Source organism: Metabacillus sp. GQ13 (assembly GCF_059758525.1).
Genome location: NZ_JCAXET010000002.1, coordinates 235165 through 262148, shown reverse-complemented (window position 1 = coordinate 262148; position 26984 = coordinate 235165). Strand labels below are relative to the sequence as shown.

General features: G+C 35.6%; 18 protein-coding genes and 1 pseudogene. 6 read left to right on the top strand and 13 right to left on the bottom strand.

What is annotated here, in order from left to right:
* Window positions 1–44: 44 nt before the first annotated feature.
* The 7 genes from AC6CHR_RS03410 to AC6CHR_RS03380 all read right to left on the bottom strand — a co-directional run bounded on the left by AC6CHR_RS03410 (window position 45) and on the right by AC6CHR_RS03380 (window position 12105).
* Window positions 45–2054 carry a glutaminase family protein gene (locus tag AC6CHR_RS03410; protein ID WP_498247080.1) on the bottom strand — a complete coding sequence of 670 codons (2010 nt, stop codon included), beginning with the start codon at window positions 2052–2054 and terminating at the stop codon, window positions 45–47.
* 104 nt (window positions 2055–2158) lie between these two features.
* Window positions 2159–3814, bottom strand: coding sequence for an extracellular solute-binding protein (locus AC6CHR_RS03405; protein ID WP_498247079.1), 1656 nt, complete (start codon window positions 3812–3814; stop codon window positions 2159–2161).
* A gap of 60 nt (window positions 3815–3874) precedes the next feature.
* Window positions 3875–4771 carry a carbohydrate ABC transporter permease gene (locus AC6CHR_RS03400; protein WP_498247078.1) on the bottom strand — a complete coding sequence of 299 codons (897 nt, stop codon included), beginning with the start codon at window positions 4769–4771 and terminating at the stop codon, window positions 3875–3877.
* A gap of 15 nt (window positions 4772–4786) precedes the next feature.
* On the bottom strand, window positions 4787–5752 hold the full coding sequence (locus AC6CHR_RS03395; RefSeq protein ID WP_498247077.1) for an ABC transporter permease: 966 nt from the start codon (window positions 5750–5752) through the stop codon (window positions 4787–4789).
* 72 nt (window positions 5753–5824) lie between these two features.
* Window positions 5825–8002, bottom strand: a complete 2178-nt coding sequence (locus AC6CHR_RS03390; RefSeq protein ID WP_498247076.1) for a hypothetical protein — start codon at window positions 8000–8002, stop codon at window positions 5825–5827.
* Window positions 8003–8147: 145 nt separating this feature from the next.
* Window positions 8148–10205, bottom strand: a complete 2058-nt coding sequence (locus AC6CHR_RS03385; protein ID WP_498247075.1) for a GxGYxYP domain-containing protein — start codon at window positions 10203–10205, stop codon at window positions 8148–8150.
* A gap of 715 nt (window positions 10206–10920) precedes the next feature.
* A complete protein-coding gene (locus tag AC6CHR_RS03380; RefSeq protein WP_498247073.1) occupies window positions 10921–12105 on the bottom strand; it encodes a GntR family transcriptional regulator in 1185 nt (394 codons plus the stop codon).
* A 398-nt stretch (window positions 12106–12503) separates the two neighbouring features.
* Here AC6CHR_RS03380 and AC6CHR_RS03375 point away from each other — a divergent pair, with 398 nt between their 5' ends.
* The 4 genes from AC6CHR_RS03375 (at window position 12504) to AC6CHR_RS03360 (ending at window position 17044) form a co-directional block, all read left to right on the top strand.
* A complete protein-coding gene (locus AC6CHR_RS03375) occupies window positions 12504–14546 on the top strand; it encodes a GxGYxYP domain-containing protein (RefSeq protein WP_498247072.1) in 2043 nt (680 codons plus the stop codon).
* Between the two features lie 982 nt (window positions 14547–15528).
* On the top strand, window positions 15529–15957 hold the full coding sequence (locus tag AC6CHR_RS03370; protein WP_498247071.1) for a MarR family winged helix-turn-helix transcriptional regulator: 429 nt from the start codon (window positions 15529–15531) through the stop codon (window positions 15955–15957).
* A 49-nt stretch (window positions 15958–16006) separates the two neighbouring features.
* Window positions 16007–16648, top strand: a complete 642-nt coding sequence (locus tag AC6CHR_RS03365; RefSeq protein WP_498247070.1) for a nitroreductase family protein — start codon at window positions 16007–16009, stop codon at window positions 16646–16648.
* 102 nt (window positions 16649–16750) lie between these two features.
* Entirely contained in the window at window positions 16751–17044 is a 294-nt protein-coding gene (locus AC6CHR_RS03360; protein WP_498247069.1) for a putative quinol monooxygenase, read from the top strand.
* A gap of 302 nt (window positions 17045–17346) precedes the next feature.
* On the opposite strand, the pseudogene AC6CHR_RS03355 reads toward AC6CHR_RS03360, so the two are convergent.
* Window positions 17347–17620: pseudogene (locus AC6CHR_RS03355) on the bottom strand (class I SAM-dependent DNA methyltransferase); the annotation flags it as partial.
* Between the two features lie 151 nt (window positions 17621–17771).
* On the opposite strand from AC6CHR_RS03355, the gene AC6CHR_RS03350 reads away from it, so the two are divergent.
* A complete protein-coding gene (locus tag AC6CHR_RS03350; protein ID WP_498247068.1) occupies window positions 17772–17897 on the top strand; it encodes a hypothetical protein in 126 nt (41 codons plus the stop codon).
* 442 nt (window positions 17898–18339) lie between these two features.
* Here AC6CHR_RS03350 and AC6CHR_RS03345 read toward each other — a convergent pair whose 3' ends face one another.
* The 5 genes from AC6CHR_RS03345 to AC6CHR_RS03325 form a co-directional block, all read right to left on the bottom strand.
* On the bottom strand, window positions 18340–19188 hold the full coding sequence (locus AC6CHR_RS03345) for a carbohydrate ABC transporter permease (RefSeq protein WP_498247067.1): 849 nt from the start codon (window positions 19186–19188) through the stop codon (window positions 18340–18342).
* 18 nt (window positions 19189–19206) lie between these two features.
* On the bottom strand, window positions 19207–20091 hold the full coding sequence (locus AC6CHR_RS03340; RefSeq protein WP_498247066.1) for a carbohydrate ABC transporter permease: 885 nt from the start codon (window positions 20089–20091) through the stop codon (window positions 19207–19209).
* A gap of 64 nt (window positions 20092–20155) precedes the next feature.
* On the bottom strand, window positions 20156–21454 hold the full coding sequence (locus AC6CHR_RS03335) for an ABC transporter substrate-binding protein (RefSeq protein ID WP_498247065.1): 1299 nt from the start codon (window positions 21452–21454) through the stop codon (window positions 20156–20158).
* A 779-nt stretch (window positions 21455–22233) separates the two neighbouring features.
* Entirely contained in the window at window positions 22234–23709 is a 1476-nt protein-coding gene (locus AC6CHR_RS03330; protein WP_498247064.1) for a response regulator, read from the bottom strand.
* The gene (locus AC6CHR_RS03325) at window positions 23702–25474 is read right to left on the bottom strand and encodes a sensor histidine kinase (protein ID WP_498247063.1); all 1773 of its coding nucleotides are present in this window, start codon (window positions 25472–25474) and stop codon (window positions 23702–23704) included. The genes AC6CHR_RS03330 and AC6CHR_RS03325 overlap by 8 nt, the downstream gene beginning before the upstream one ends.
* Window positions 25475–25912: 438 nt before the next feature.
* Between AC6CHR_RS03325 and AC6CHR_RS03320 the strand changes: the two genes are divergently transcribed.
* Complete coding sequence (locus AC6CHR_RS03320) at window positions 25913–26788, top strand: helix-turn-helix domain-containing protein (RefSeq protein WP_498247062.1); 876 nt, start codon at window positions 25913–25915, stop codon at window positions 26786–26788.
* The last annotated feature ends 196 nt before the right edge of the window (window positions 26789–26984 follow it).

Here is a 26984-nt window from a genome sequence, read left to right as displayed (position 1 = left end):
AGGTTATTAAGTCCAATCCAAAATTTGACCTTAAAGTAAAAACGTCATCGGATTGACTTAGACGAATATAATAATTTAATAAATAGGCCACCTACAACTGATCGGTTCTGAAAGTTTATCTGCTTGCCAGTGACCGTGTCATACCAATCAGTAAGAGGAACACGACTTGAAGATTCATTTAAGAAATCCCAAAGTGGTGTGATCATTTGCTCAAAATCTTTCTTGGATTTTGCCATGGTTGCACACCAAACGAGCCAATCAGACTTCGTATATGTGTTCCTATTGTCTAGAGGGGTTCCAAACTTGTTCTTTTTTGAAATGTAAAATGGGATTTCTCGTTCTACTATATCTCCTGGAAACAGTTGAAGTCCGAATAGTTGATCCCAAACCAAGTTATATTTTAGACTCCATGTCTCTGGCGTACTATCAAATGTAAGTTTGTAATGATCATTGGCAGTAGCCATTATTACCCATTGAGATGCCATCTCTTTTGCCATTTGATAATAAACTTCTCCATCCTTTTCATCTAGCATATTACACATAATCGAATAGGCACCGATACCGAGGATTGCTTTGATGGAAAGGTTGGTATTATGCGCTAAGTGCCCAGCAAAGTCATCCGTACATAATTGGTTTTCTGGATCAAGTCCATTTTCTATTAAATAATTCGCCCATTTGGTCAAAAGTACCCAGTTCTCTTTTGCGAAACTTGCATCCTTTTCATAGATACAAACTGCTGCGGCCATGATCAACATGTTCCCACACTCTTCAATTGGCATCTGGTTCTCTAATTTATTTCCACCATAAACTTGACCATTTGCTTTCGGATAACATCCAACATCATGAGGAGCAAAATTAAATTTCCACTCTTCGGTAGCTGCATATCGGAATATTGGTCTCATCATAGCTTTGACGAACTCAGGATTATAGTATAAGAACAGAGGGATGGATGGATAACTGACATCAACAGTTGCAACGCATCCATTACTGAAGTTTTCTTTAGATAAAAATAAAACATCCCCTTTTTCATCTATAACCAGCTTATGTGCGGCAATTGCTTGCCGATAAGCAAGTGACAGCATATCCTTATATTTATCTCCTCCTGCATTTTGGCTTTCTTTGATGAGTTTATGGTTGAAGGTTTCACATTTTTTCTGAATTTCCTCGTATTGAACTACTGCAGATTCAAGCATTTCCTCAAACGTTAGCCCATTCCTGCGCCAATAAGCATTCAAAGGCTTTCCAAAGTATTCTATTGATTGAATATCATCATACGCTAAAATAAGATAGTTCGAAGATTGACGTTCATGAATCTGTCCTATATCTAATACAGCTGCCATTACTGGGGTATCTTCTTTTGCCGGTCTAGGCTGATGTACATCATCATCCTTTTGCAATTGTCCAGTGTCGATAAAATGTTTCCTACCATTATATGATTGTATAACCGTTTCTAGGGATCTTGTCTGAGGTGCTGCTAGATAACAGTACCCCCAATCAATCCTCGTATCATCTCCGACACGATTTAGAATTGACTGTTCTTTAGTACCCATGCGCATAGCTACGATATTGTCATTAATCATTTTTCTAGACCAAGCTATTTTTTGATCCGGTGTGTTCACACACAATTCGCCAGATACATCAAAATAAATTTTGACATCATGGGACTTGTCATCTAAAGAACGAACACGGAAGGTGACGTATGATGCCGGTCTTGACAATAAATCTAACTCGTCAAGAAGCAACGGTGTTGTAAAACTAACTTCTAGCTCAATACCGTCTCCTTCAAAAATGTACGTACTAGTTAACGGATCAACTTTTAAACTTTTTTGAAACAAAGTATCTGGTTCTTCGTATTCTGTATCAGAATCCATCTCTACTTTACCCATGAACCTTCTAGGCTTACCATCTATCCTAATCATACCAACCATGCTGTTGCGTTTGTTTGTCCAATGCACACTATGATCATCATAAAGATTATCTGCTGCCGACCAGACACTAAAATACGGATCAACCGTTATTAGTGGAACTGAAGGGGGTCTAAAAGTTTCAGTCATTTTTAAACATCTCCTATTTTCTAATTTATTATTCTATCCATATGAGTGATAAGGAGAGCGTACTGCTCTCCTTTATGCCTAAATTAGTTCAGTATTGATATCGATTAATTTGATGTCCTATATCTCATGAATTCTGTTCCTTCTTTTGCTTGTTTTGATAGTTCATCAGCAACGTCTTCAATACCTACATTTTTTAACGCTTCTCGAGATTCCTCAATTAATTTCAGAGCATCTTCTTCTGTTTTTGTATGAATAGCTTGTAGGACTACTTCTCCTAACGTATCAAAAACAGGCTGGATTTGTTCGAAATATTCATGTTGTTTAAACACATTATAAGGATCTTTACCTTCAACTGACTTAATGCCATCTGGGGACATGATTTTTTTGAAATCTTCTTCTATTTTATATCTTTCATCATATTGATACCCAAAGGCACCACCTGCTAAGGAAACTGTACGATATAACCCCGCTAGTGTACCGTAAGAAGAACCGATTCCCTCATTAATCAATACTTTCGGATCCTCTTTTAGTTTATCAACCCATTCCTTTTTAGCTTGAACATTGCCATCAATCATATCGTAATGATCACCCTCGATACCAAAGTTTGTTAAAAGAAAACCTTCATCAGATGCCAAATAATTTAACATCTCCATTATTACATCTAATTTTTCCTTAGAAACAGAATTTGGAACTGCAATGAGTTGAGAACCAGTTACATTCACTTCTGTTCGATAAGGATCCCCATTGAAATCATTTAATGGTCCTAATGGAACAAACTTATCTTGAAGCCCTGCTTTTACTAACCCAGTCCATAATCCTGGGAACTGATTTGGAACTACCGCATAACGTTCTTGTGTAAACTTTTCCTCTGCAATAGCGCCAGTTTGTGTATACGCCTCTGGATCTAGTAATCCATCGTTACGTAATTTCTGCATGTATAAAATATAATCCTCATATTCTTTTGTTAAGAAATTTAATTGAGCATTTCCATTGTCATCAATCTTCCAACTTGAAGATCCCGCAACAGGTAAAAACATCTCAGTCATAATATCTAAAGGCCAACCAGTTCCCCCAGCTCCTAAAGGAAAAACAGGTTTACCATTAACCTCAAGATTCTCATCTTTTACAGCTTCCAGAAAATTATAAAGATCCTCCGGTGTATGGACAGATTGTGGATCAATTCCTACCTTTTCTGCGATGTCTTTATTAACGTATAATCCATATAACCAGTTAATGGCATCATCAGAAGCAGCTGGAAATCCTGCGTGAAGCATAAATTTACCGCCCTTTTGTTGACTAATAATACTATCATATAAAGATGTTGACATATTTTCCTGCTTCACTAGATTTGCAAGATTTGGATACTTTTCTAAATACTCGGTTAAATCATGAAGCTGCCCTTCATTCGCTGCCTTTAACAGCGTTTCACTTTCTTTCCCCCAAGCAGGACCTGTATACAAGTCAGGAAATTCTCCAGTAGCAAAAATTTGAGTGATTTTTTCTACTTCACTTAATCCCTTTGGATAGTCAAATTCCATTTTCACTCCTGTTTCTTCCAAAATCTTTTTGGCAACAGGATTATTTTCAACATCTTTAGGTTCATTACCATCTGAACCAGCCCAGTTATGCAAAACCTTTACTGTAATAGGACCCTCCTTACCATCAGTACTCGTTTCCTCACTTTTTTCCTGACAAGCAGCTAAAATGGTAAGTGAAAATACCAACAACAACGACACTACTAGCCTAAATTTCTTTTTCATCTTTATCCCCCTAAAATGAACTATTTTCTTTCATATGATAAACTCCTCTTTTGAGAAGACCTATCCCTTTACTGAACCTATCATGACGCCTTTAACAAAGTATTTTTGCAAAAATGGATAGACAAATAAAATTGGTAAAGTCGCCACCATTAAAGTTGCCATACGCAATGATTCTGGCGTCGTTTGCGCTACTGATTGTAGACCTACCGAAGTCCCTGTTTGTGAAGCATTCTTTGCTGCATCTGCTTGAGCTAGTGATTGACTCAAAAGATCATTAAGCAAAGTCTGTACAGGCAATAAGTCTTTGTTAGTAACAAAGTAGGTGCCTGTAAACCAATCATTCCAGTGAAATACACCAATGAAAAGTCCAATTGTTGCAAGGACAGGTGTAGATAATGGTAAAATAATTTTCATGAAAATTTTAAAATCTCCACAACCATCTATTTTTGCAGATTCTTCTAATGAATTAGGTAGTTGCTGAAAAAAGGTACGAAGCACAATAATATTAAAAAAGTTATATAAAAATGGAATGATATAAACCCAAATTGTGTTGATTAATCCTAATTCTCTATACAAAACAAAAGTAGGTATCATCCCTCCGCCAAACAGAGTTGGTATAAAGATGAAAAAGGTAAAGAACGTTCTTCCAGGAAGTGATTTCTTTGTTAAGGCATAGGCAAATAATGCACTTAAAAACACATGTAATGCCGTTCCAATCACTGTACGGAGAATGGTAATTTTATAAGCTTCGAGAAACTTAGTATCTTGGAAAATCTGAATATAATTATCAAATGTAAACCCTTTCGGAAGAAAATAAATAGAGTACTTCATTGCCGCCACTCCATCACTAAGTGAATAAGCTAAAATATAGATAAAGGGATACACTGTACAGAAAGCAAAAAGTGCTAATAATGAATGATTAGTGATAGAAAATACCGACCATTTTTTCCCACTCATTAAGTCTCAACTCCTTTACCATAAGGATGTTCCATTGACTTTTTTGCTAATTCGATTAGCTGAAATAATTAGAATTAATCCAATGATTCCTTGGAATAACCCAACTGCTGTCGCATAACTAAAACGCCCTTGCTCCAAACCAGCCTGGATCACATAAACATCTAATACAGTCCCTATTGAAGCCGTTGATGGAGTGTTTAATAGTAGTAATTGCTCATACCCTGCAGACATAATCCCGCCACATGCGAGAATAAACAAGATAACCATTACACCTCTTATTGATGGTAATGTCACATGCCACATCTGCCTGAACCGATTTGCTCCATCAATTTTTGCTGCTTCATATAATTGAGGGTCCACTCCTGAAATTGCTGCTAAATAAATAATGGCTCCCCAACCTACACCTTTCCAGATATCAGATCCAATAATTAGTTGATAAAAATAATTTATATTCCCTAAAAACTGAATTTTGTCTAGTCCTAGTACATCAATCAATTCATTTATCGGTCCTCCATATGGGCTTAATATCCGCTGCATAAGTGTAACAACGACAACCCAAGAGATAAAATGGGGTAGATATGAAATGGTTTGTACCGTCCTTTTGAATTTCGTAGCCTTTATTTCATTTAACATGAGAGCTAATATAATGGGCATCGGAAAACCAATTAGGAGTTTCATTAAACTTATAACTATTGTGTTACGAATAATTTCTCCAGATTGATAATAGTTAAAAAACTGTTGAAAATATTTAAATCCAGCCCATGGACTCCCAAGGATTCCCTGTACGAAATTAAAGTCTTTGAATGCTATCGTTATTCCATACATCGGAATATATGAGAATATGACAAACCAAACAATTCCTGGAAGTAAAAATAGATAGAACACTCTATGCTGCCATACTTTTAACCAGATGTTTTGTTGCTTTTTTTCCGTTACATATACTTTCTCGGAAGCTAATTTTGAATCAAGGTGGTCCTTCATTTTTACCCCACTCCCAAAGAATGTGACTTAAGAAGACGTTGTTTCTTTGTTGCATGTCATTTGTTTTATTGACTACCACTTTACAAGTATTCTTGTTATTTCTATTGAACTATGAATATAGTTGAGTAAAATCGTTTGTGATTGTTCATTCCATTCCCAACTAATATGCTCACTTTTATTTCCAATAACTAACTTAGCTTCAATCGGCTCTTTAAAACAGGATAAACGGGCAACTGCCTTCAACTTTTCTGGTCCTCTAACAATCATTTCAAAGCCATTTTCATTCTGATTTAGTTCCTCAATCCTTGAAGATGCAGCGATTACCTTTACTTCCTGTTTTGTAGAATTATAGTCTAAATCATATAATAGAGTGTTTTCATCTGGTTTTAATTGAATATGATGGAGAACTTTTAGTGATGGATCAAACAGATCTACAAAGTTCCCTTTTATTTCTAGCGGTTCTTGGTTAATTGACTCATCTAAAACTGCAGCTATTCGATAAGGACCTCTTTGTAGCATAAAATAGTTCCTCTCATCTAAAGTAATCTCTTGATCATAGTTTTCTAAACTATTATTAATCGTTTCTCTTAACAAATCTGCACCCTTTTTAGATTTGGCACATTCGTCAGGGGAAAGCTTTAAATAACCAAGGATTCCTTTGTCTACTTTATATATGCCCTGTTCAATTCCACTAGCTAATCCTAAGCTTTCAAAAAGATGTTCACTTGGGAAACGGTACTGGTGCTTTCCTGTATTCCACCATTCTCTGACTTTATGGTATGGATCACTGTTATCACCAACATAGATTAGCACACCGCCTTCTTTCACCCATTGAGCAAGTGCATTATGCAAATCGGGATATTCAGGCTTTAGAAATTCATAGCTTAAAATCAATAAGCGATAATCCTTTAGATAATTTGGAAAACGTCGTATATTATCTAGCTGAACTGGTCTAACCCACAATCCTCTCTTTAAAAGTGGGAGTGTCAATCCATAAAAGGAAGAGAAATTTAAAAGTTCAATATCTTGATCGTTATTGACCGAATCCGTATTTGTCCCATCATAACGAGTATTAGAATCATTTTCTTTACTAGAAATATTCTTTCTTTGGTACATCATCGAATCAGATACTAGAACTCCGATTTTTTCAGACATTCCGTGAACACGAATGTCCTGTTGATTCATGTTTCCTAATGTATGCATGACTGTCAGCAAGGTCGTCGCATAGTCTTCAGGGATTGTTTCAACACCTGTCCCTTCTTCATTAGGATATTTCCCTTCAAAAATCCTGGAAGGCCATGGAGAAACTTCATAATGAGAAATATCAGGATGTAAAAGTGAAGCTACAACTGTTTTAAAGTAATTTTTTCGGTAATCAGACCATGTGTATCTTGGATTATCTTCAATAGGATCATGTAAAAACCACATTCTTCGATCTGTCCCACTAACGAGTTCCTGCATCATTCCATACTCCAAGAAAGCGGTTTCAAATGTCCGTTCCTTTCGAACACCTTCATATACATTTTGAGTTCGTGAAGTTCCGGTCCATATTTGCGCAATATAACCGTCGATAGATGGTAAATCTATCAGCATCGATTCAGGACTTACAATTCTCCATTGTGTATAATTTATCAGACTATGAGTAGGAACATAAAATCGTATAAAACGGTTATATTTAACTAATGCATACTCTTTCAACTCACTGCATAACCGGTCTAAACTACGCTTATATAAATATGCTTTAAGATGTGAAGCACGATACTGGCCATCTTCAGATTCATGAGGTGGGATCCATGGTTCCTTATAATAAATCTGCCATTCTCTTTTAAACGCTTCAGAATATCCTCCATCAACCCAATACTCAGGCTCTTCAAGGTGAATCGCCTCGACTCCAGCGTCTACAGCAGTTTTAATTCTTTTTGTTAAAAAATTCGTATAGGAAATGGTAGGTACCATATAAGGAATATCTTTCCCATGTTGAATATAAGAGCCCTGTTTATTTTTTTGTGCCTCATCCCAATGGCGATGACCGTCAATTTTACCATACAAATATTCTTGGTATTCTCCCCATGCGACACCTGTCATTAAATGAACTACATAGCCTTTTTCTTTCCATTCTTGTATTCGTTTGGGCATCGACTTATCAATTCCATAAACCATGACAAAATCAGTTTGTAAATCAAATGAAGGCTTAAATGATGCAGATTCCTGAAAACCGATTCTCTCTTCTTCTCGATCCCTGATAACCATAGGTGTTAATCCCTCCTATTTATTAGATTCAATTTAGGTATTATGTAAGACAGGTGAACCTCTAAGTAGTCTAACTCCATCTGTTTACCGCTTCTTAGAGGAACTTCACCTGTTTTATCATTTTCAATTAAAGAGAGTGTAAATCTTAGTTGCTAGACAACCCATTGGCTTCTCGAATGAGTTCAAAGTACTGATCACCACGTACAACCTCATATTCCGTACCTAATGAATTGGCAATTTCCTCAATATCTGAAGGGGTAACTGACCAAGACAACATTCCCATTGAGATGAATAATGGTGACTTTCCATCCCATTCTGCAGATAATTCTGCAATGGCTTCTTTTGCTTCTCCTACACTACTGGCACCTCGCAATATCGACTGCGGGAGTTTGCCATTTAATATCGATGTTCCACTGGTATTTTCCCAACTGAGGAAAACTCCTTTTGGATTGATATAATCGATATAGTGCTGAGCTTCTGATTCAGACAACGGTACGTTCTGTTCATCCACACGGTTAAGTGCATATATAATGTCCATGCCCGTGCGTTTCATGTACTTGTTTGTTAGTTTCGCATATTTTTCGAAAGTGTCATCAGGCCAAGGTGTTGGATAAATATAACCTGCACCAGATGGACCTGCAATTAAGAGATCGTTTTTGGTTGCTGTATGTTGGTAATGGCTTAGAATCGAAGGAGCTGCATCATACAGAAGTGGACTGGCTGACCAGTTAATTGGCACACTTCCTCTTCCTTCATCATCCCAAAGTTGTCTTAACTTATGTTGGTTATACTGTAGGTTGTCGCCTTCTCCAAGTGTAAAAGTAAGGTAAATTTTATTAGTAAGTTCTGGTGCTGGTAAAGGCTTCTGTTTTTTCAATTTTCCCTTCGTGCCCGAAAAGACGGTCATATTGTTAAACCAATCGGCAGGTACTACATAGACACTATGCCTTGAAGTAAGTTCTGTTGAGCTAAACTCTCCAGCCACATCGTTTCCAAACCATCCTAAATAAGGTGTATTTGGTTCGACATCTGAAAGGATGCTCTCAAACAATTCCTTTTCTTCCAGAACATTTGATTCAAGCCAGAAAACCATTGCACGGTTGGCAACAGCATAATCTCTCAGATAGCCATAAGGTTCTGTCTTTTCTGACGATTGAGGCTGAACATTTGAAGCAGATACTTTGAATTGATTCCACATATCAACCGAAACATCTAGATCTTGGGTTCCGGCAGGTGGAATAAATTTATACACAAAGTAATTTCCATTATCTGCCCACCTATGTCCCTCGAAGCGTTCATCTGAACTTGATTGGTTACGATCATATAAAAACTTCTCTTCTTCTGATGAACCAGGTATAAACTGTGCAATGATTTTCCCATCAGCTTTTACTGTAACCTCATGCACTGCTGGACCCCATCCATCATTCGAAAAAGCATCCTGAAAACGAAGATAGACAGCATCTTTTCCAAGGAACTCCGACAAATCTAGATCATATACATCTCGATTTTCGCTATCCCTAATCTGTTCTTCCTCCTGAATGATGGTTTGAAAGTCAGTCCAATTGTCTTCAGGTAAAGCTACACTTCTGCTAGGGTTCAATCCAACCAGCATACGGTGAGTCGTTTTTGACCAGAGATTCTCAAATTGCCATTTATATGCTTCCAATCCGTCTTTGAAACGCCCACGGAAGTCTTCAATCACTTTTAGGTTGTATGGTGCATTTGTAAGTTTCTCAGCAAGTTCAGGACTGGCCACTACTGCATTTTTTATTCCTGCCATTGTTGTTGCGACATTGATTGAATCTTCTACTTCAGGATCATAGATGATGATACCTGCAATCTCTTTCTTATATTTCATTAAGAGATTCCATGGTTTTTCAATCATTGTATAAGGCACGTCCATATCGTTTAACCAAGTATAATTTCCTTCCTCATAGTCTACTTCGATTGAATAGATTCTCGGTATTTCGCGATTCACGTTTCCTTGAAGTGTAGTGAATAACAACTTCTCATCCCCGCTATTTGCCCTTAGATCAATAACATCAAGATGCTTTGCTTTTGCAAATGAAGGCAGTGCCTGGTTCTCTGGCCAATCAATTTTTCCATTTTTCACTGGTTCTGGATTTGGGCTTTTTGCGTAGACCGCACTACCCATTAGTACTAAGACCAATGTCAAAGTTAACAATATAAGTTTTCGGAACAAATTTTCCTCCCCCATTCATCTAACAGACTTTTAAAATAACTCAGAATAACTCAATCTTCATTCCCCTTAAGCACTTAAATAACCTGGAAGCATATGTACCTTATAGTGTTCACCTCCTTAAATCGAGCAAATTATATGTTTTATGGCTTCAACTTCCTTTAAGAATCCACTTACAATGTTATCGCTTTCATTTTTTCGCTTACTTTATGTTTTCTATAAGAAAAGCTTCTTGCTATTATGTATGTCTAATATTTTGAATATGAAATTGTTAGTTTTACTTTGGAGAAACAAATCAGAGCAGATTGTGTTTTGTTTTACTCGGACTCATTTGTTTTATACTAAGTTGGGAATCTATTAATTTTCGGGCTTGTGGTATGCCATAACAATGGAGGGTATTATTCCAAGAATAAGCTTACTGAATGTGAGAATGTAAAAACCAAATTTAAAATCTCTGGAATTTTTTTCTGAATTATCTAATATCGATTTGATATATATTATTATATATCTATTAATTCATTTATGTCAATAATACATTTAGAAATGAATATCTTTTACTAAAATGATGTTTGGAAAGCGCACAAGTATCGTCCTTAGAGTATTGAAGGTAAAGGAACGGTCATCGGGTTAACCGTTCCTTTACCCTGTTCATATCGATAACGAAGATAGTACAAAAAAAAACACCTGAATTTCATCTGGTGTTTTTAATACATATATATCATTTATTGAAATCGTTTAAAGCCCCTGTCGTTTCTTTAACTATTAATTTCGGAGTAAGGTTTATCTTTTTGTAGTCAAAATGTGTTTTAACTTTTCGATTATCAAGCAATTGAATTAATATTTTTGCAGCTTCCCGACCCATTTCCTGTTCTGACTGAGAAATGTGAGTGTACACACCAAATTCATCATAACCAGAAGAAGGATCATCAAATGTAAGAATGGATATATCTTCAGGGACTCTCAATCCAATATGTTTTGCCAGTCTCGAAATGTATAAACCAAGCTTTGCATTCAAAGTGATATAAGCAGTGGCATATCGATTTTCCATAAATTGATACAATGAGTGATCATCATCTAAATTGCCGTAATCCACTCTAAAATCAGTAAGAATTAAGGCTGGATTTATCATGGTCCCTTTCTCTTTAAGCGCCTCCATATATCCCTTAATTCGGTCTTCTACTGTAATCGTTGGTAATGCAGAATCGGAACAGATTGCAATATCACGATGTCCTAAATCCCATAAGTGAGAAACAGCCAGTTTTGCCCCGCTGAAATTATCAGAACTAACATAATTCGTTTCCACTCCTGGCAAATACCGATCAATTAGTACAAAAGGAAAGTCAATTACCTTCAACTCTAAAATATCATCATTGTAAGTTTCAGCATCAACCGGAAAGATAAGCAACCCAACTGCCTGCATTCGAAGCAGCTCCCTAATTGCCTCTCGTTCATTTTCTTTGGAATTATGGGTCAACATAAACACTAGATAATAATCCGTTTGTTTTAAAACCTTGTTTATACTTTCAATTAATCGTATCGCAAAAAAGTCTTCAACAGAGGGCATGATTAGACCAATCATTTTCCGATTTGGTATCCTCTGAGAATAAGTATCTTCTAGTTCCTCCGGTAATGTTTTTTTATCTATCACATCACTTTTACCTTCGGTTAAACCTTGCACCCTATCCTGCACAAACGTTCCTTTTCCAGGAATGCGATAAATCCAACCTTCCTTCGCTAATGCGGCCAATGCATTTGCAACAGTAATCCGACTGACATTAAACATCTCCATAATCTCTCGCTCAGTTGGTATTTTTTCGTGCTCCGACAGCTTTTTCGAGGAAATTAAACTTTTATAATATTCTTGAATTTGCAAATAGAGTGGTGTTCTTGAATTCTTTTGCATTGATTAACCCCTATCCTTACCGATCTTTATATCATTATATCATTTATGTTATTTAATTCAAGAAGAGTGATATTTAATTTTTTAAAAACATTTCCCTTATTAACGCAGAACGTACAGTCATTTTATTAGAGACTCCCATTAAGATTTAACGAATATACCCAGAGGCAACCAATGAGAAGTAGTGCGATTTTTACACACGTTTCAACCTTTATCAAAGGAAGGAAAATATCTTTTATTGATAACTTTTGTCGAAACTATCGAAGTATATATACAAATATATCAAATATGGTATTATCAAATGACATCATTGACTTACTTCTATGTATCTGATGAAAGGGGTGAATAACGGAGACGGCGTCTGTTCCACCACAACATATAAAAAGGAGATGTGAAAAATTATGATTCGAAACCTTACTATTCTAAGTCTAGTTCTGTTATGCACACTATCATTATCGTTTGGAGTATCCGCTTCTCCAGACTCTCAATCTCTCAATGGCTCTGTTAATTGGCCGAAGCATCAGGAACTCCCCACCTTTGCGAAAGTGAAGCATTTGGATGTTGCCAATGTTTATGACGAACCTGGGGACATCAAGCTGCTTCTAACCACCCTCCAAGGAATTGTCAATCGGGAAAAGCCGCGGATTTATGTACAACAAAATAAAGTTGATCCTTGGCTGAACGATCTGAAGGTTCCTTATAAGATTCATGACGATGCTATGGATGTCTTCAAAGCCTATGCGAACGATATTGAAGGTATAGTTGTCTACGATCCAAAGATTCCGGACTCGATCAACGTTGCTACTACTCTAGCTGGACTAAAAAATGCCGTTGTCTCAGGTCCTGAACTGGCGAAGCAATTGACCGCTGAACCGTATAACCTCGAGGTGATCGAAGACTTCCAGGGCAAATTCAAGAATCGGTTGGAAGCGTATACATGGCAATATGAGAATCTTTGGAGCAAAACAACTAAGAGAATGTTAGTCGGATTAAGTCCAAACACATCCATCCCGATTCCATCAGACAATTACGAATCGTTTCAAACTATAGCGATAGAGAAGGAACAAGTACGGGATGACAGCAATCGGGAAACGCATGAATTCGATTTGTCTTCTTATTTAGGAAATGAGGCCGTGTATCTACGCTTCAACGATGCATTTACTCAGGATGGCTGGGGACCAGCTGTTCATGAAGTGGTCGTAAAGGCAGATGGGCAGGTCATCTCCCAATTCAAAACTGGTACGCCTGAGGAAGAACCTTTTCTCTATGACGAACACGGTTCCAAGTTTTTACCAGGGAGTGATCACCGGTTCGCAGATCACGGCAATTTCTTCATGTATGAATTTAAGCCTCCGGCGGGAACAAAGCAGTTGACGATCTCTGTGGATATGTGGCATCAATACGTAGTGTCCGCAAGCAATGTTCGCCCAATATCATCCGAACAGAAGGAACCTTTCGGCTATTTACGTGACTATGCCGTTGCGAACAAAGCTATGGTTTTCTGGCTGTCTACTAGCGTGCCCGAGGAAAAGGCGCTCTTTGAGAAGATTTTGTCAGATGTCAAACCAGGGACACCTTATCTAGGATGGTTTGACAACGACTTCGAAGGTGAAGTTGCCGGCATCGATCTAACGTCTAAGCACGGTGTCTATGTTCTGCCTTCTGACTGGTTTCATAACATGACTGTCTTCTCAGGAACAAAACATAAAAATGTGAAGATGAAGAAACCAGCCACACAAAAACTAGAGAACAAAATCTATGTGACATATACCTTTGGTGAAGGCGATAACTTGCAATACGACCAAAATCATATGCGAAATCTATGGGATGATCCTGCACGAGGTAAAGTACCGATTAACTGGACATCAAGCCCAATGCTTTATGATGCGGCCCCTGCTATCCTTAATCATTTCCAGTCAACTGCAACGGAAAATGACCTCCTTGTAGCTGGACCGTCAGGAGCTGGGTACTTTAGTCCATATGCTTGGCCGGATGAGAATTTTTCTGATTTCCTAAAAGATACTTATTCATATATGAAGAAATCCAAAATGTCGTTTCCTTATGTTCTGAACAGGGATGTGGCATTGGACCTCCCGCTCAGTGAATCACAAGCTACAGCATATGAGAAAGACTATAAAGTTCCTGGCCTTTTCCTAGGCGGGGGAGATAAAGTCGGTATCGAAATTATGAATGGCACCCTGCCGATATCGTATTTGCGTGGTATAGCCACTGTTCAGGACGGAAAAAATATACTAGCAGACTTCAAAGAAAACTGGGACAGCAAATCACCGAAGTTCATCTCCCTTGGTATCAACGCTTGGGGTATGAATCCTACGGACGTATTGGCTCTTACTGAAACTCTTGGACCAGAATATCAAATCGTCAGGGCTGACGACTACTTCTCTCTTATCCGAGAAGCGAACGGACTCCCGACTAAACCATAGATTCCCCCTAACAAGTGGTGTCATAGAAAAGGCTGTCCGTCTGTCATTACAATTGACAGACGGGCTGCCTTTTCTTGATTTTCACCATTATTTACATAGGCTAGTCGTAGTCAGGTGAGAATCTTCCACTTTAAAGGTCATCATTCAACACGTGAATCATTAATGCAACACTAGTGGTATTTACTATATTAATTGTTACAACTTATACGTTGAGAACTTCCTTTTCACCACTATAGTTTTGAAACTCTCTGTCACCTTAAAATTCGATTGTAAATTTCATCAAAATAAAAGACCACTTCCTTCTCATTTTTCAAAAGAAGGTTAGTAGTTTTAGTTGTAAAAAGAAGGTCTAACAGCGACACGTTCTTACTAAGTTTGCAAAACCCTTTCAAATCCTTTGTTGTACCTGTTCTAATGATCTGAGAGAAATTCGAACTCCCGTCCCTATCCTGTCAAGGTCTACTTATATATTATTTACCGTTACCTCTTGTTACCGATAGTGTCTACAAGTCCTCTATTTATCAAGGATTTGTGGACATTTTTAAGTTATAAGTATTCTCCAATATCCAATAGTTATCTTCAGTTTGTTGCCAATCGGATGCCTCAGAATCCCATTAATATATTACCACTTGAACACCTTAGGAATGATTGTCACTTTCTGTATTATGGCACATAAATCGAAGAATAGTCTTGGTCTACGACTATCAGATGAACTTTTCCACCTTATTTAAGGGCAATTTTTATAACATGGTGATTATCATACTTATACCTTGCCTAAAAACTCAAAAGGTTTACTGAGCTTTCATGAAAAGATTGCCTAATTAAAAAGGAGATAGAGCAACATTTCGGTCTAGATCATCATTAAGCAAAAGTTGCAGTACTAAAATACTTGATTTATTATTTTGGGTATAGTATATTAATTGACGCATCAACTATTGAGCTATCAATTACTTTTTGTCTAAATATGAAAAGAGGGTGTTTCTTGACGAATTCATGGTCTAATGAATCTTTTATTTTATATAAAATGAACTGCCTTAACAAACAGATAAGTTCAAAATTTGAAAGTTGTACGGGCATTAGTCAATCAAGACATGATATCTTATATCAGCTTTATCAAGTTGATGAAATTAGTCAAACAGCACTTCAAAAAGAGGTTAACATTGACGGTGCTGCGATTACCCGGCATTTAAAACAACTTGAAGCGACTGGGATGATTTTAAGACGCAAAGATCCTGAGGATAATCGATTTACTCTTGTCTGTCTTTCAGATCATGGTCGCAAACAAATTATTCTCTACCAAGCTGAAAAGGCTCGTTTTGTCACTTTGATGCTTAAAGATTTTAAAGAAGAAGAACGTCAAGAGTTAACAGATATGCTGACACGCATTCAAAAAAATATAAGCCAAGTCTAACACCTACTTAAATTAAACGACTAAAATTAAAAAGAGGAGACTATCAAATATGACTACTACAGCACAATTAACAAATGATTTCAAAGAAATTGTTACAGGACGCCGCTCCATAAAAAATTACGACAAATCCGTAAAAATCAGTAGGAAAGAAATGGAGGAAATACTTACCTTAGCAACACTTGCTCCTTCTTCAGTTAATATGCAACCATGGCGCTTCCTTGTAATTGAAAGTCCTGAGGGAAAAGCAACACTTGCACCTCTTGCTCGCTTTAACCAAAATCAAGTCGAAACATCTTCCGCAGTAATTGCCGTATTTGGTGATATGAACAATTTTGATAACGGCGAAGAAATCTATGGTAAAGCTGTAGATTTAGGGCTTATGCCTTTAGAAGTAAAAGAAAACCTATTAGCCTCATTTGCTGGATATTTCGAAAAAATCACTAGTGAAGAGATGAAAGAGGTCGTTCTAGTTGATGGTGGTCTTGTATCCATGCAACTAATGCTTGCGGCTCGTGCTTATGGCTATGATACAAATCCAATCGGTGGCTATGAAAAAGACCAGATCGCAGAAGCTTTTGGATTAGATAAAGATCGATACGTACCAGTTATGCTAATTTCAATTGGTAAAGCAGCAGATAATGGCCACCAATCAGTTCGTCTTCCAATTGATAAAGTCGCACAATGGAAGTAATGTAATAAAGAATCCATTCATTAAATTTCAACCGAGTATGTTATTTTTACTTTAATTATATATTAAGTTTATTATGCTTAACAAAAGAGAGGATGACGTTTAATGATTATCATTCATGCCATATTCAATATTATTCCAGAAAAACAAGATGCATTTCTAGAGGAGATTCAACCGCTAATCGCAGCTTCAAGAGCGGAAAGTGGAAATGTTTCTTACAATCTTCACAAAGCTACAGAAAAAGAAAATGAGTTTACAATGGTTGAAGTTTGGCAAGATCATCTAGCGGTTGAAAGCCATAATTCAAGTGAGCACTTCACCTCGTTCGTTGGTAAAGCTAAAGAATTCCTCGCTTCACCTTTAAATGTTAACGCATTTGAAGGACAACCATTAAAATAATGAGTTATAAGATGGGATTTCCTATATCCCATCTTATAAAACAAAGAGTTGCTGCTTCGGTAAAACAAGCTGCAACTCTTGTTTATTTCTATTCCATTTTCTCGAACATCACGCGCTTATTTGGCGTACATAATCTGTGTGACAATTTCCATGGAAAGAGGAATACAAATAGTTCCATTTATTTATCGAATTTCAGTTTTTCCAAAGCATCCGCCAATGCTTTATTAATCGGTTCTTCTTTATTTTGCTTCTTCATGAAATTGGAGATTTCGTTTTTTACACTCTTTGATTTTTGTTTTTGTCAATAGGTAGCGCGACTTGGCTGAAAGTTCAGCCACTTTTGTTCTACTTCAACAAAGTCGTCAAAAAGATTACCTTTCCTAGCTTCCTTAAACCACATCTTATTCTTTAAGTGAACTTCTCCATCTCGTTTCATAAGGTTCTGATTTCCTTTTTTCAAGCGTGTAATCGTAGCTCGTGGAATATTTTAAACATCAAGTCATTCGTACAAGAAATCTAATGATCTTCCCGATTCACTATTTCAACAATTTTATCTTCTAAATCAATAATCTCCATTTCATTTTTCCTCCATCAGCTTTAAAAGCATAAATGCCCATATTCCTATAAAAAGATCATTATTGGGGGCAGCAAACCCTCCACTGATCAAAGCATTGAGAATTACCTAACCAACCAAAAAACTGATTTACGGCATACCCACTCCTCATTAATGATTGCTCAAAATGAGCCTATGAAATTAATTGCAGAAAAACTTGGTCACAGTAAGATTAGTACGACAATCGATACATATGGACATTTAATTCCTAATATGCAACATGGAACCCTTGGTATATAGGGGTTCCTAAGGATTATACCACTTTTTATGAAGTGGTATTTTCATTGAAATTTGTTCGTGGCATCCGATTGGCAACATTTATTATGACTCTCCAAAAATTGTTTGATCAAGACAGTTAGAAGCATGTCTATATTCTTTTGAAAACTAAATTTGTTTTAGGTAAAAATAAAAAGCCCTAGTCTACATAATGTAGGATAGGACGCTTTAATAGAAAATATAAACTAATCTCTACTTCTTAAAAACAACACTAGTAATCTATTGCTCTGATATACAAACCAATCCACTAAACCAATTCCTACAATTCTTTTCATACTATGAAAAAGTCCAACAACCTACAGTTTATCTACATACATTTTTTAATCATTGTTTCCGGTTAAAAGAGAAGATTTAAGAGACTTAAAGACTTCTTACATAGTATAAAATTCATCATCATAGGTTTTTCCTATCCTTTAACAGCTCCACTAGTCATACCTTTCATAACAAGTTTATTTAGGAATAAATACAATAGAAGTGTTGGAACAACTGCTAGTGAAATCGATGCAAAGATCGGTCCCCATTGCTTTTGGCCGTATTCTCCTGTAAAGGAATTTAAACCAGTTTGAATGGTTCTGAGATCTGTGTCGCTAATAAACGTCATTGCAAATATGAGATCATTCCAAACAAAGAAGAACTGAACTAATGCAACAGTTACAATTGCATTTGAGACGATCGGTATAGCTATTTTGAAAAAGATTTGATAAATACTGGCACCATCCATAACAGCCGACTCAATGACTTCATTTGGTAGTGCTTTAAAGTAACTTGTAAACATTAAAATTGTTAATGGTAGTCCAAACGTTGTATATACAAGGATAAGAGACCATAAACTATTTAATAGTCCAGCTTTAAAAAAGATTGTAAACAATGGTAGTAGCACAATTTGTACTGGGACCATTATTCCTGCTGTAAACAATAACATTACACCTTTACTCCATTTCCATCTCATTTTTTCGATGGCAAATGCAGCACCTGCTCCTAAGAAAATAATTAAAAACAACGCTGGGAAAGTGGCAATAATACTATTTTTAAAATACGTACCCATATTCCCAATGTTCCATGCATCCAGATAGTTTTGGAAATGAAAGCCTTCTGGCATTGCATACATTGGATTTGAACTGAATTCATCTGGTCCTTTTATCGAAGATAGCAGCAACCATATAATAGGATAAACTTCCAAAAGCACTAAGAAAAATATGGCAAGTTTACCTAGTAACATACCGATACTATTTGTTTTTCCAGATAACTGATTCACTTTATTCCCCTCCTTGTGTTAAGCCGCGTCATTTTTTGCGAATTTGAAAACTATTAAAGTAATTAGAAGCGATAATAGCAATAGAAATACCGCTATAGTACTTCCATATCCATATTGGTTATACGTAAAAGCATTGTTATACATATAAATGGATAAAGTAGTCGTACTATTTCCTGGACCACCATTAGTTAACGCAACTGCTGATTCAAATACTTTTAATGTCCCATTTAAACTAAATACAATTGCCGAAATTAGGACTGGTTTTATCAAAGGCAATACAATAAACTGTGTCAATTTCCAGCCTTTTGCACCATCCAATTTTGCTGCTTCAAGAACATCCTCTGGTATATCAACTAACCCTGTAAAAAGAATTACAGCGTAAAAACCTAACGATTTCCAAATATCCATTGTAACAAGTACCCAAAAAGCCGTATCCCCTTGACCAAGCCAAGGTTGAACTAATGATTCCAAATGTAAAAAAGTAAGTAAACTGTTTACTAAGCCCATCTGAGGGGCAATTTCGAAGAGTTTTGCGAACAATTGAGATACTGCTACAGCAGGAAGAACAACCGGAAAGAAAATAAGTGTTCGAATTAAAGTAGAATATCGCTTAATATAAAATACAAATAATAGTGCTAGACATAGGCCCAATAATACCTGTCCAGCAGAAACAAAGACCATATATTTAAGTGAAAGCCACAAACTTGATAGGAAATCACTATCTTTTAATAAATTCAAGTAATTGTCGAATCCGACAAATTCAAAGCCGCTAATTGGTGAACCTTCATAAAATGTATATATCGCGGACCACACTGTAGGGATTAGGAGAATAACAGTGTATATTAATAATGCTGGTCCAACCAATAAGAGAATTGCCTTACGATCTCTTAATATCTTATCCATACTCTTTCAACTCCTAACTAGCTTTAAGGTAACAGGAAGGTCCTATAACGGACCTTCCTGTTTCTTATTTCGATGCTTTTTTTAATGATTCTTCTAATTTAGACATGTATTCTTCTGGAGTCATACCTTCATTAACTAGGATTTGAGCTCCATCTTCAGATGCTGTTTTTGTTTTCGGGTCAAAATATCCTTCGAACCAAAGTGCACCATTTTCAATCTCATTAACTTTTTCTAATGTCGTTTTTGTTAATTCACTAACATCTTCAGGCATATTCTCTACTTTGAAACCGGAAATTAATCCACGTTCTGTTATCGCTTTATCACCGTAGTTGGAGAATACATCCTTCATCCATTCTCCAACTTCCTCGTTATATTTATCTTTCGAGAATGAAAGTGTTAGACCCGCATTCATTGAATATTCATCTAACGTACCTTTACCCCCTTCTACAAGTGGGATATTGAAAAAACCTACATTATCAACACCAATTTTATTTAAATTTTCATCATTGAATTCATTAAGTGCCCAGCTGCCCATATAGTACATTGCTGCATTTCCTTGAAGGAATGTATTACTTGCTGTGTCATAATCAATCGTATTAACACCTTCACCGAAATATCCTTTTGCGTTCATATCTTGAACAAGTGTAGCGGCTTTAATAAAACCTTCATCCGTAATGCTTAGCTCACCTTTGTTAACTCGTTCCATAACATCCGCACCATATAAACGCATGACATAACCATTAATTAAACGAGTAATTGGCCATTTTTCTTTACCAGCTACTGCAAAAGGTTGAATTCCTTTTTCCATAAATACTTCACTTGCAGCGAGCATTTCATCCCATGTTGTTGGAACTTCCAAGTTGTTTTCTTCGAACATTTTTTTGTTAAACCAAAATCCTTCTATATTTAATTCAACAGGTAACGTATAAAGGCCACGATCACCACTTAATGTTTTTAATAAATTTACTGCACCTGGATTTAATTTGTCATAAATGCCTAGATCGGTAAATGTTTTTTCTAAGTCAAGTAATTGATCGTTATCAATTAGGTCTCCTAACTGATTTGATTCAAATTTGAATAATTCAGGTAAATCATTACTGGCTGTTAGTAACTGAATTTTTTGCATTAAATTCGCTTGCAATACTGTTTCAAGCTCGATATTTGCCTTTCCATATTCTTCAGTAAGTCCCATAACAACACTTGCATCCGATTCATCAGCAGTGTCTTCTGAGATGAATTTTAGTGTCTTAGTTCCCTCTTCACCATCACTAGAAGAACTAGAATCATTATTTTGACTACTACAACCAACTATTGAAAATACTAATACAACTGATAATAGAATTAATAAAGCATTTTTCTTCATACTATTCGCCCCTTTATTACTATTATTTTTCTTTAAGAACGACTAAGTCCTTACCTAAATTCTATCTATTCTTAATCCATAATGTAAGCGCTTGATTTTTCAGGTGATGTCCGTTTTTCTCAGATTATTCTAAAAAATGACTAATCAATACTGGGAATCTGAAGGTATCAAAAATGTCTATCATCCTTCAAATAATTTATAATGAATTAATCTTTCTAATTCATCTGTAATAATGTCAGCTACTTTATTAACCTTTTTAAAACAAGAGAGAACATACTCCTCTTGTTTTTAGGTAAAAGTGGCAGCATCCAAGGTAAAAAATCTCTCCTACAAAAAACACAGGAGAGATTTTCCTTTAATTTATTTGGCTTGTTATTTATAAAGTTACCGGCATCAGATTTAATCATTCTCCAACCCTCTATAATAATGAATCGTTATGGCTAGTGCACAATGATGTGTGCGTGATTCTGCAAACCACTCGGCCGTATATTCATAAGGAAGTTTACTAAATTTAATACATACAGTTAAACTTTAACCGTTCACACTCTAAGTAACATCCAACCATCTTGTGTAAAAACAACTGAATCTCGGGTGTCACAATTCATTTACTCGCTATTAGATTTTGAAGTTCATCGTTTAATCAACAAACTTTTAGCTAAATGTTTGTTATTTAAGACTTATAAAAATAGCTTTTGGAATTGCGTACAACGGTGGGCTTATTAAGTAAAGTAGAGTTATTTATCTCACACAACAGTCATTGGGAATATAGCTTTTCATTATTATTCTTTAAATTGCCCTGGTGTCATACCAGTATATTTTTTAAAAACCTCAGAAAAATGCCTATAAGTTAGATACCCTACCTTCTCACTGACTTCTGATATTTTTTGACCTTCTTTAAGCATTACCTTAGCTTTTTCCATTCTGCATTTGGTTAAATATTTAATATAGGTAAGCCCCATTTCTTCTTTGAACAATAAACTAAAATAGTTTGGATTCATGCCCACTAGATCCGCAACTTCTTGGAGTGTTATATCTTGATAATAATTCTTTTCCATGTATTCCTTAGCTTTTTCAACAGCTTTATGTTTATTTGACTTTTTAGAGATATTAATTAATTCCATCATCATTTCCATTTGGCTATATAACCAAGTCGTCATTTTTTCTCTGGTGTCTAATTCACGGATTTCCTTTTGAGGATAGTATCCAGTTTGCTTATTTTCCTCGCCTGTTTCTTTTACGACCTCCATTCCAAGGTATACCAGCTTTAGAATTTCACTTTCTGTCATATCAGGATCTAATTTTTTTGAATCAAGCCAATGGATGTACTTATCAAGTTGTCCAAGTAATCCATCCTTATTGCCTGTTCGCATATAATACAATACAGCTTCCTCTTGTGCGGATAGGTCCTCAGGGATTTTATTGTTTTTCCCTACCTCTTCAAATCGTGTCCACCCTTTACTCTCTAAAAATTGCCCGTACCTCAAAGCATGCATTGCTTCTCGATAACTTTTCGTTACATCTGTAAGGTTCGAATAGGTTTGACCAGATCCAATCGTAACTTTTCCCAGTTCAGTCCAAGCTATCAATTGCTCTGATAACCTTTCAGCATTATCATCATAATGGAATAACACAAGTATTTCGGTTGTTCCATTCCAAATAGGTATAACACGAAAAGAATCACTATCTTGTAACGGTGATCTATCACCTGAATAAGCAATAACAGTTGTACCAATTACATGGTTATCAACAGTTATTCCAAAACATTCTTTCCATTTAGATTCAGCTTCTTTCCCCTCTAGCAATAAATCTAATGTAGCCTTTTGTAACAAATCTTGTTGACTTTCATCCCATCTAGTGCGTAACTCTGATACTTCCTTTTCTTTCTTGATTCGAAGAATGATCTTTTCTAAGGCTTCTTCAATCATCGGAATCGTAATCGGTTTCTCTAAATAATCAATCACACCTAATTTTATTGCTTTTCTTACATATTCAAATTCATTAAATCCACTAAATACAATGCATTTTGTCTCTGGAGCTTCTGCTAAGACCTTGCTAATTAACTGGAGTCCATCTATACCCGGCATTCTTATATCAGTAAAAATAATATCTGGACGCTCTAAACGGAAAAGAGATAAAGCTGTATTTCCGTCCTTTGCCGTTCCTACTAGCTCCATCCCATACTTAGACCAATCTATCATTTTTTTTAAACCTTCAATGACAATAAATTCATCATCAAAAATAGCGACTTTAAACATCTCTCATCCATCTCCCTTCGTTAGGATTGAAGCGAATACCAATTTTAGTCCCTTTATTTACCTCGCTTATAATCGTAAGTGAACTAGTTGATCCATAATAAATAGTTAATCGTTCGCGCACATTCCCTAAACCATATCCCTTCTCAATCATTGACATATCTTCGATTCCAACTCCATCATCTTCTACTGTAAAGAGAATGAATTCTTGCTCTCTGCTACCTGTTACACGTATCGTGCCCTCACCAACTTTTGGCTCTAGCCCATGATAGATTGCATTTTCTACAAGAGGCTGGAGTAAAAGCTTTAATATTTCTTGATCCAATAGTTCAGGAGCGATTTCTTGAATATAGGTGAACCGCTCACCATATCTAATATTTTGTATCGTCATATAATGCTCAATATGTTTAAGTTCCTTATGAAGAGGAATGATCTCTTTACCTTTATTTAAAATAATTTTAAAGCTTTCTGATAAAGAGACAACCATTTTTCCAATATCTTCGTGATTATGAATCATCGCCATCCAATAAATTGAATCCAGTGTGTTATATAGGAAATGAGGATTAATTTGGGCTTGTAAAACTCTTAGCTCAGTCTCTCTTTCTTTTAATTGAGAACGAACTAAACGTTCACTTAAATCTTTATTATCTGCTGTCATTCGCTTAAAAGTTTCACCGATTTCACCTACTTCATCTTCATGGAATGATTCATTAAATTCACTAGACCCTTTAGCCCAATTAACCATCATTCTTTTAATTCGGAGCAGAGGACGAGTAATCGTATCTGACAAAATCACTGAAAGGATCACCGCACTAATCGCAATTAAAACTCCAATAAATATCGTAACTGCTCTAATTTGGTGCGGCTGTTTTAACAATTCCTGTTTCTCGATAGAATAGGCAAACGTCCAGCCAGTAGTCTTATTTGTATACCGGCTAACCACATAATCATCCGCTTGTTTCTTTTCAAAAATCACCGATAAATCTTTACTAGATAGCTTTTCATAATAGGAAGGATCCGAAGCATACACAGTTTTAGCCTCCTTTGTTGAGGAGTCTAAAATTAAATATTCATTATTATTTGTTGCGTTCATCATATCTGAGAACATCGATTTATTAATATTCACGATCAAAAAACCGAGTGTTTCATAATTATTAGAAATTGGATTTCGTAATAACTTCACTGATGAAAAGGTTTTATTCCAATTTAAGTCTTCTAAAACATTATCGTGAAAGAAAACTTCTTTCCCTTGTGCCTCAACACTTTTTTGATACCATTCACTTTCAATAATTTCTGAGCGCTTATTCTCTCTTTCATAACGACCAGCATTATCAGAACGTCCATAACATACAGATCGAAAGTAATTATCAAATAAACAGACTGAATCAATGTATTTTTGTTCGATCAAATACTCAGACATGATTTGTTGTAGCTGACTAGAGGTGCTTAATTTTAAAGCCTCCTGTTCCACATTCGAAATGAATTCGCTTTCAATTAATTGTTGACGTAAATCTCTATTTGATAAAATATATCTTTCCATATTAATAACATTACGTAACAACAAATCAGCCTTCTCACTCGTCGCTTTCAAATGATTTTCATTCGCTTGGACATGATTTTCTATTAAAGTATCTTTAGAAGTATTATAAGAAACGAATCCAACGATAAAGATTGGAGGGACAGATAACGCGATCATAACAGTAAGAAAGCGACTTCTAACTTTCCTAAAACGAAAGTTCAAAACAAACTTGCGAAGATTATTTTTCATTATAAAACCTGCCTCTTTCCTAATGTTACATATAATATAATAAATTAAAGAAAAATACCTAACCTATTTTTCATACTGTTTATTTTTTAGGCTCTTTTCTAAAAGTTTGTTGCTTTAGTACGTATAAAAATCGGCTTTTGGATTTTTATGATCTAAATTGAAGTGATCTCTAGAGGTATATCAGAGTAATTTAACGAAAAGAGCACGAAGATATGCTGAATTCGTAACGATTTACTTATTACGAAAAACAACAATCTTTGCGAAAACAGCCATTTTTTATTAGGTTCATACTTTTACATAAACAAAAATATACAATCGAAAAACCAACTATCTAAAAATAGTTATTTATTATATGATATAAAACAAAAAGAAAAAATGAAACAGAAAAAATGAACAAATCTATCACTTAATATATAGGAGCAGATGGAGGAAAATGTATTGGAGAAACGAAAAAGCAAATTTATTGGTAGTACTTATTTCTCTGAAAATCTATTAATTTATTTAAACAGATGGCAAGAAGACTTTGAAAATCCACATCATTATCATGACTTCATTGAAATTACGATTGTTGAGGAAGGAATGGGGTTTCATTATTTTAACGAAAATGTTCTTTCTGTTAAGAAAGGTGATCTGTTTATCATCCCAACTGAAGTCCCTCATGTATTCCGTCCTTCATCATCTAAATCAAAAGAAAAGCTTACGGTCTATAATGTTCTTTTTGATCCAAAAGTGATTCGAAATTTAATTTCAGAAACCAATCATACAGAACCAGCATTTTTAGATTGGTGTACAAAGCTTTTATCTACCAATTCAATCAATCACTTGTATCTAGCAGATCAACACGAAAGTTTCCTAAACCTAATTCGCTTAATGTATTATGAGTTTCAACAAAAACAACCTGGTTACTTAGTCGTAATACAATCTAAACTAAGAGAGCTGCTTGTGAATTTATATCGTATAGAGCAGCGTATTAATGCAACAAATTCGAAAGTTGCTGTTTATCCAATTAATGAAATAATCTCTTACATTAATGAACATTTGAACGAATCATTGACATTAACGCATATGGCTAAATTAATGATTGTAAGTGAACGCCACTTCTTACGCTTATTCAAAAAGTACACGGGCCAAACGTTCACAGAGTATTTACAACATAAAAGGATAGAACGAAGCTGTGATTTACTTCGTTCAACGGATCACACGATTAAGGAAATTAGTCATTTAGTTGGGTATTCTAATACTGATTATTTTCGATCTCTTTTCGTAAAAAAGCTAGGGATTCCTCCTCAAAAATATCGTAAAAGCAGTTTTTAACCTAAGGCTCTTTTCTAAAAGTTTGTTGCTCTAGTACGAATAAAAATCGGCTATTGGATTTTTATTCTCTAAATTGAAGCTATCTCCAGAGGGATATCAGAGTAATTTAACGAAAAGACCACGAAAACAGCCCAACCTAAAGATACTAGTTAAAAACTGCTTTTTCTTTTATGTTATGGACTAAATGGAATAGTAA

Bases quoted from the DNA above. Each gene is read 5' to 3' on its own strand.
- AC6CHR_RS03410 (WP_498247080.1), bottom strand. From the start codon at position 2,054: ATGACTGAAACTTTTAGACCCCCTTCAGTTCCACTAATAACGGTTGAT.
- AC6CHR_RS03405 (WP_498247079.1), bottom strand. From the start codon at position 3,814: ATGAAAAAGAAATTTAGGCTAGTAGTGTCGTTGTTGTTGGTATTTTCA.
- AC6CHR_RS03400 (WP_498247078.1), bottom strand. From the start codon at position 4,771: ATGAGTGGGAAAAAATGGTCGGTATTTTCTATCACTAATCATTCATTA.
- AC6CHR_RS03395 (WP_498247077.1), bottom strand. From the start codon at position 5,752: ATGAAGGACCACCTTGATTCAAAATTAGCTTCCGAGAAAGTATATGTA.
- AC6CHR_RS03390 (WP_498247076.1), bottom strand. From the start codon at position 8,002: ATGGTTATCAGGGATCGAGAAGAAGAGAGAATCGGTTTTCAGGAATCT.
- AC6CHR_RS03380 (WP_498247073.1), bottom strand. From the start codon at position 12,105: ATGCAAAAGAATTCAAGAACACCACTCTATTTGCAAATTCAAGAATAT.
- AC6CHR_RS03375 (WP_498247072.1), top strand. From the start codon at position 12,504: ATGATTCGAAACCTTACTATTCTAAGTCTAGTTCTGTTATGCACACTA.
- AC6CHR_RS03365 (WP_498247070.1), top strand. From the start codon at position 16,007: ATGACTACTACAGCACAATTAACAAATGATTTCAAAGAAATTGTTACA.
- AC6CHR_RS03360 (WP_498247069.1), top strand. From the start codon at position 16,751: ATGATTATCATTCATGCCATATTCAATATTATTCCAGAAAAACAAGAT.
- AC6CHR_RS03350 (WP_498247068.1), top strand. From the start codon at position 17,772: ATGATTGCTCAAAATGAGCCTATGAAATTAATTGCAGAAAAACTTGGT.
- AC6CHR_RS03340 (WP_498247066.1), bottom strand. From the start codon at position 20,091: ATGGATAAGATATTAAGAGATCGTAAGGCAATTCTCTTATTGGTTGGA.
- AC6CHR_RS03335 (WP_498247065.1), bottom strand. From the start codon at position 21,454: ATGAAGAAAAATGCTTTATTAATTCTATTATCAGTTGTATTAGTATTT.
- AC6CHR_RS03330 (WP_498247064.1), bottom strand. From the start codon at position 23,709: ATGTTTAAAGTCGCTATTTTTGATGATGAATTTATTGTCATTGAAGGT.
- AC6CHR_RS03325 (WP_498247063.1), bottom strand. From the start codon at position 25,474: ATGAAAAATAATCTTCGCAAGTTTGTTTTGAACTTTCGTTTTAGGAAA.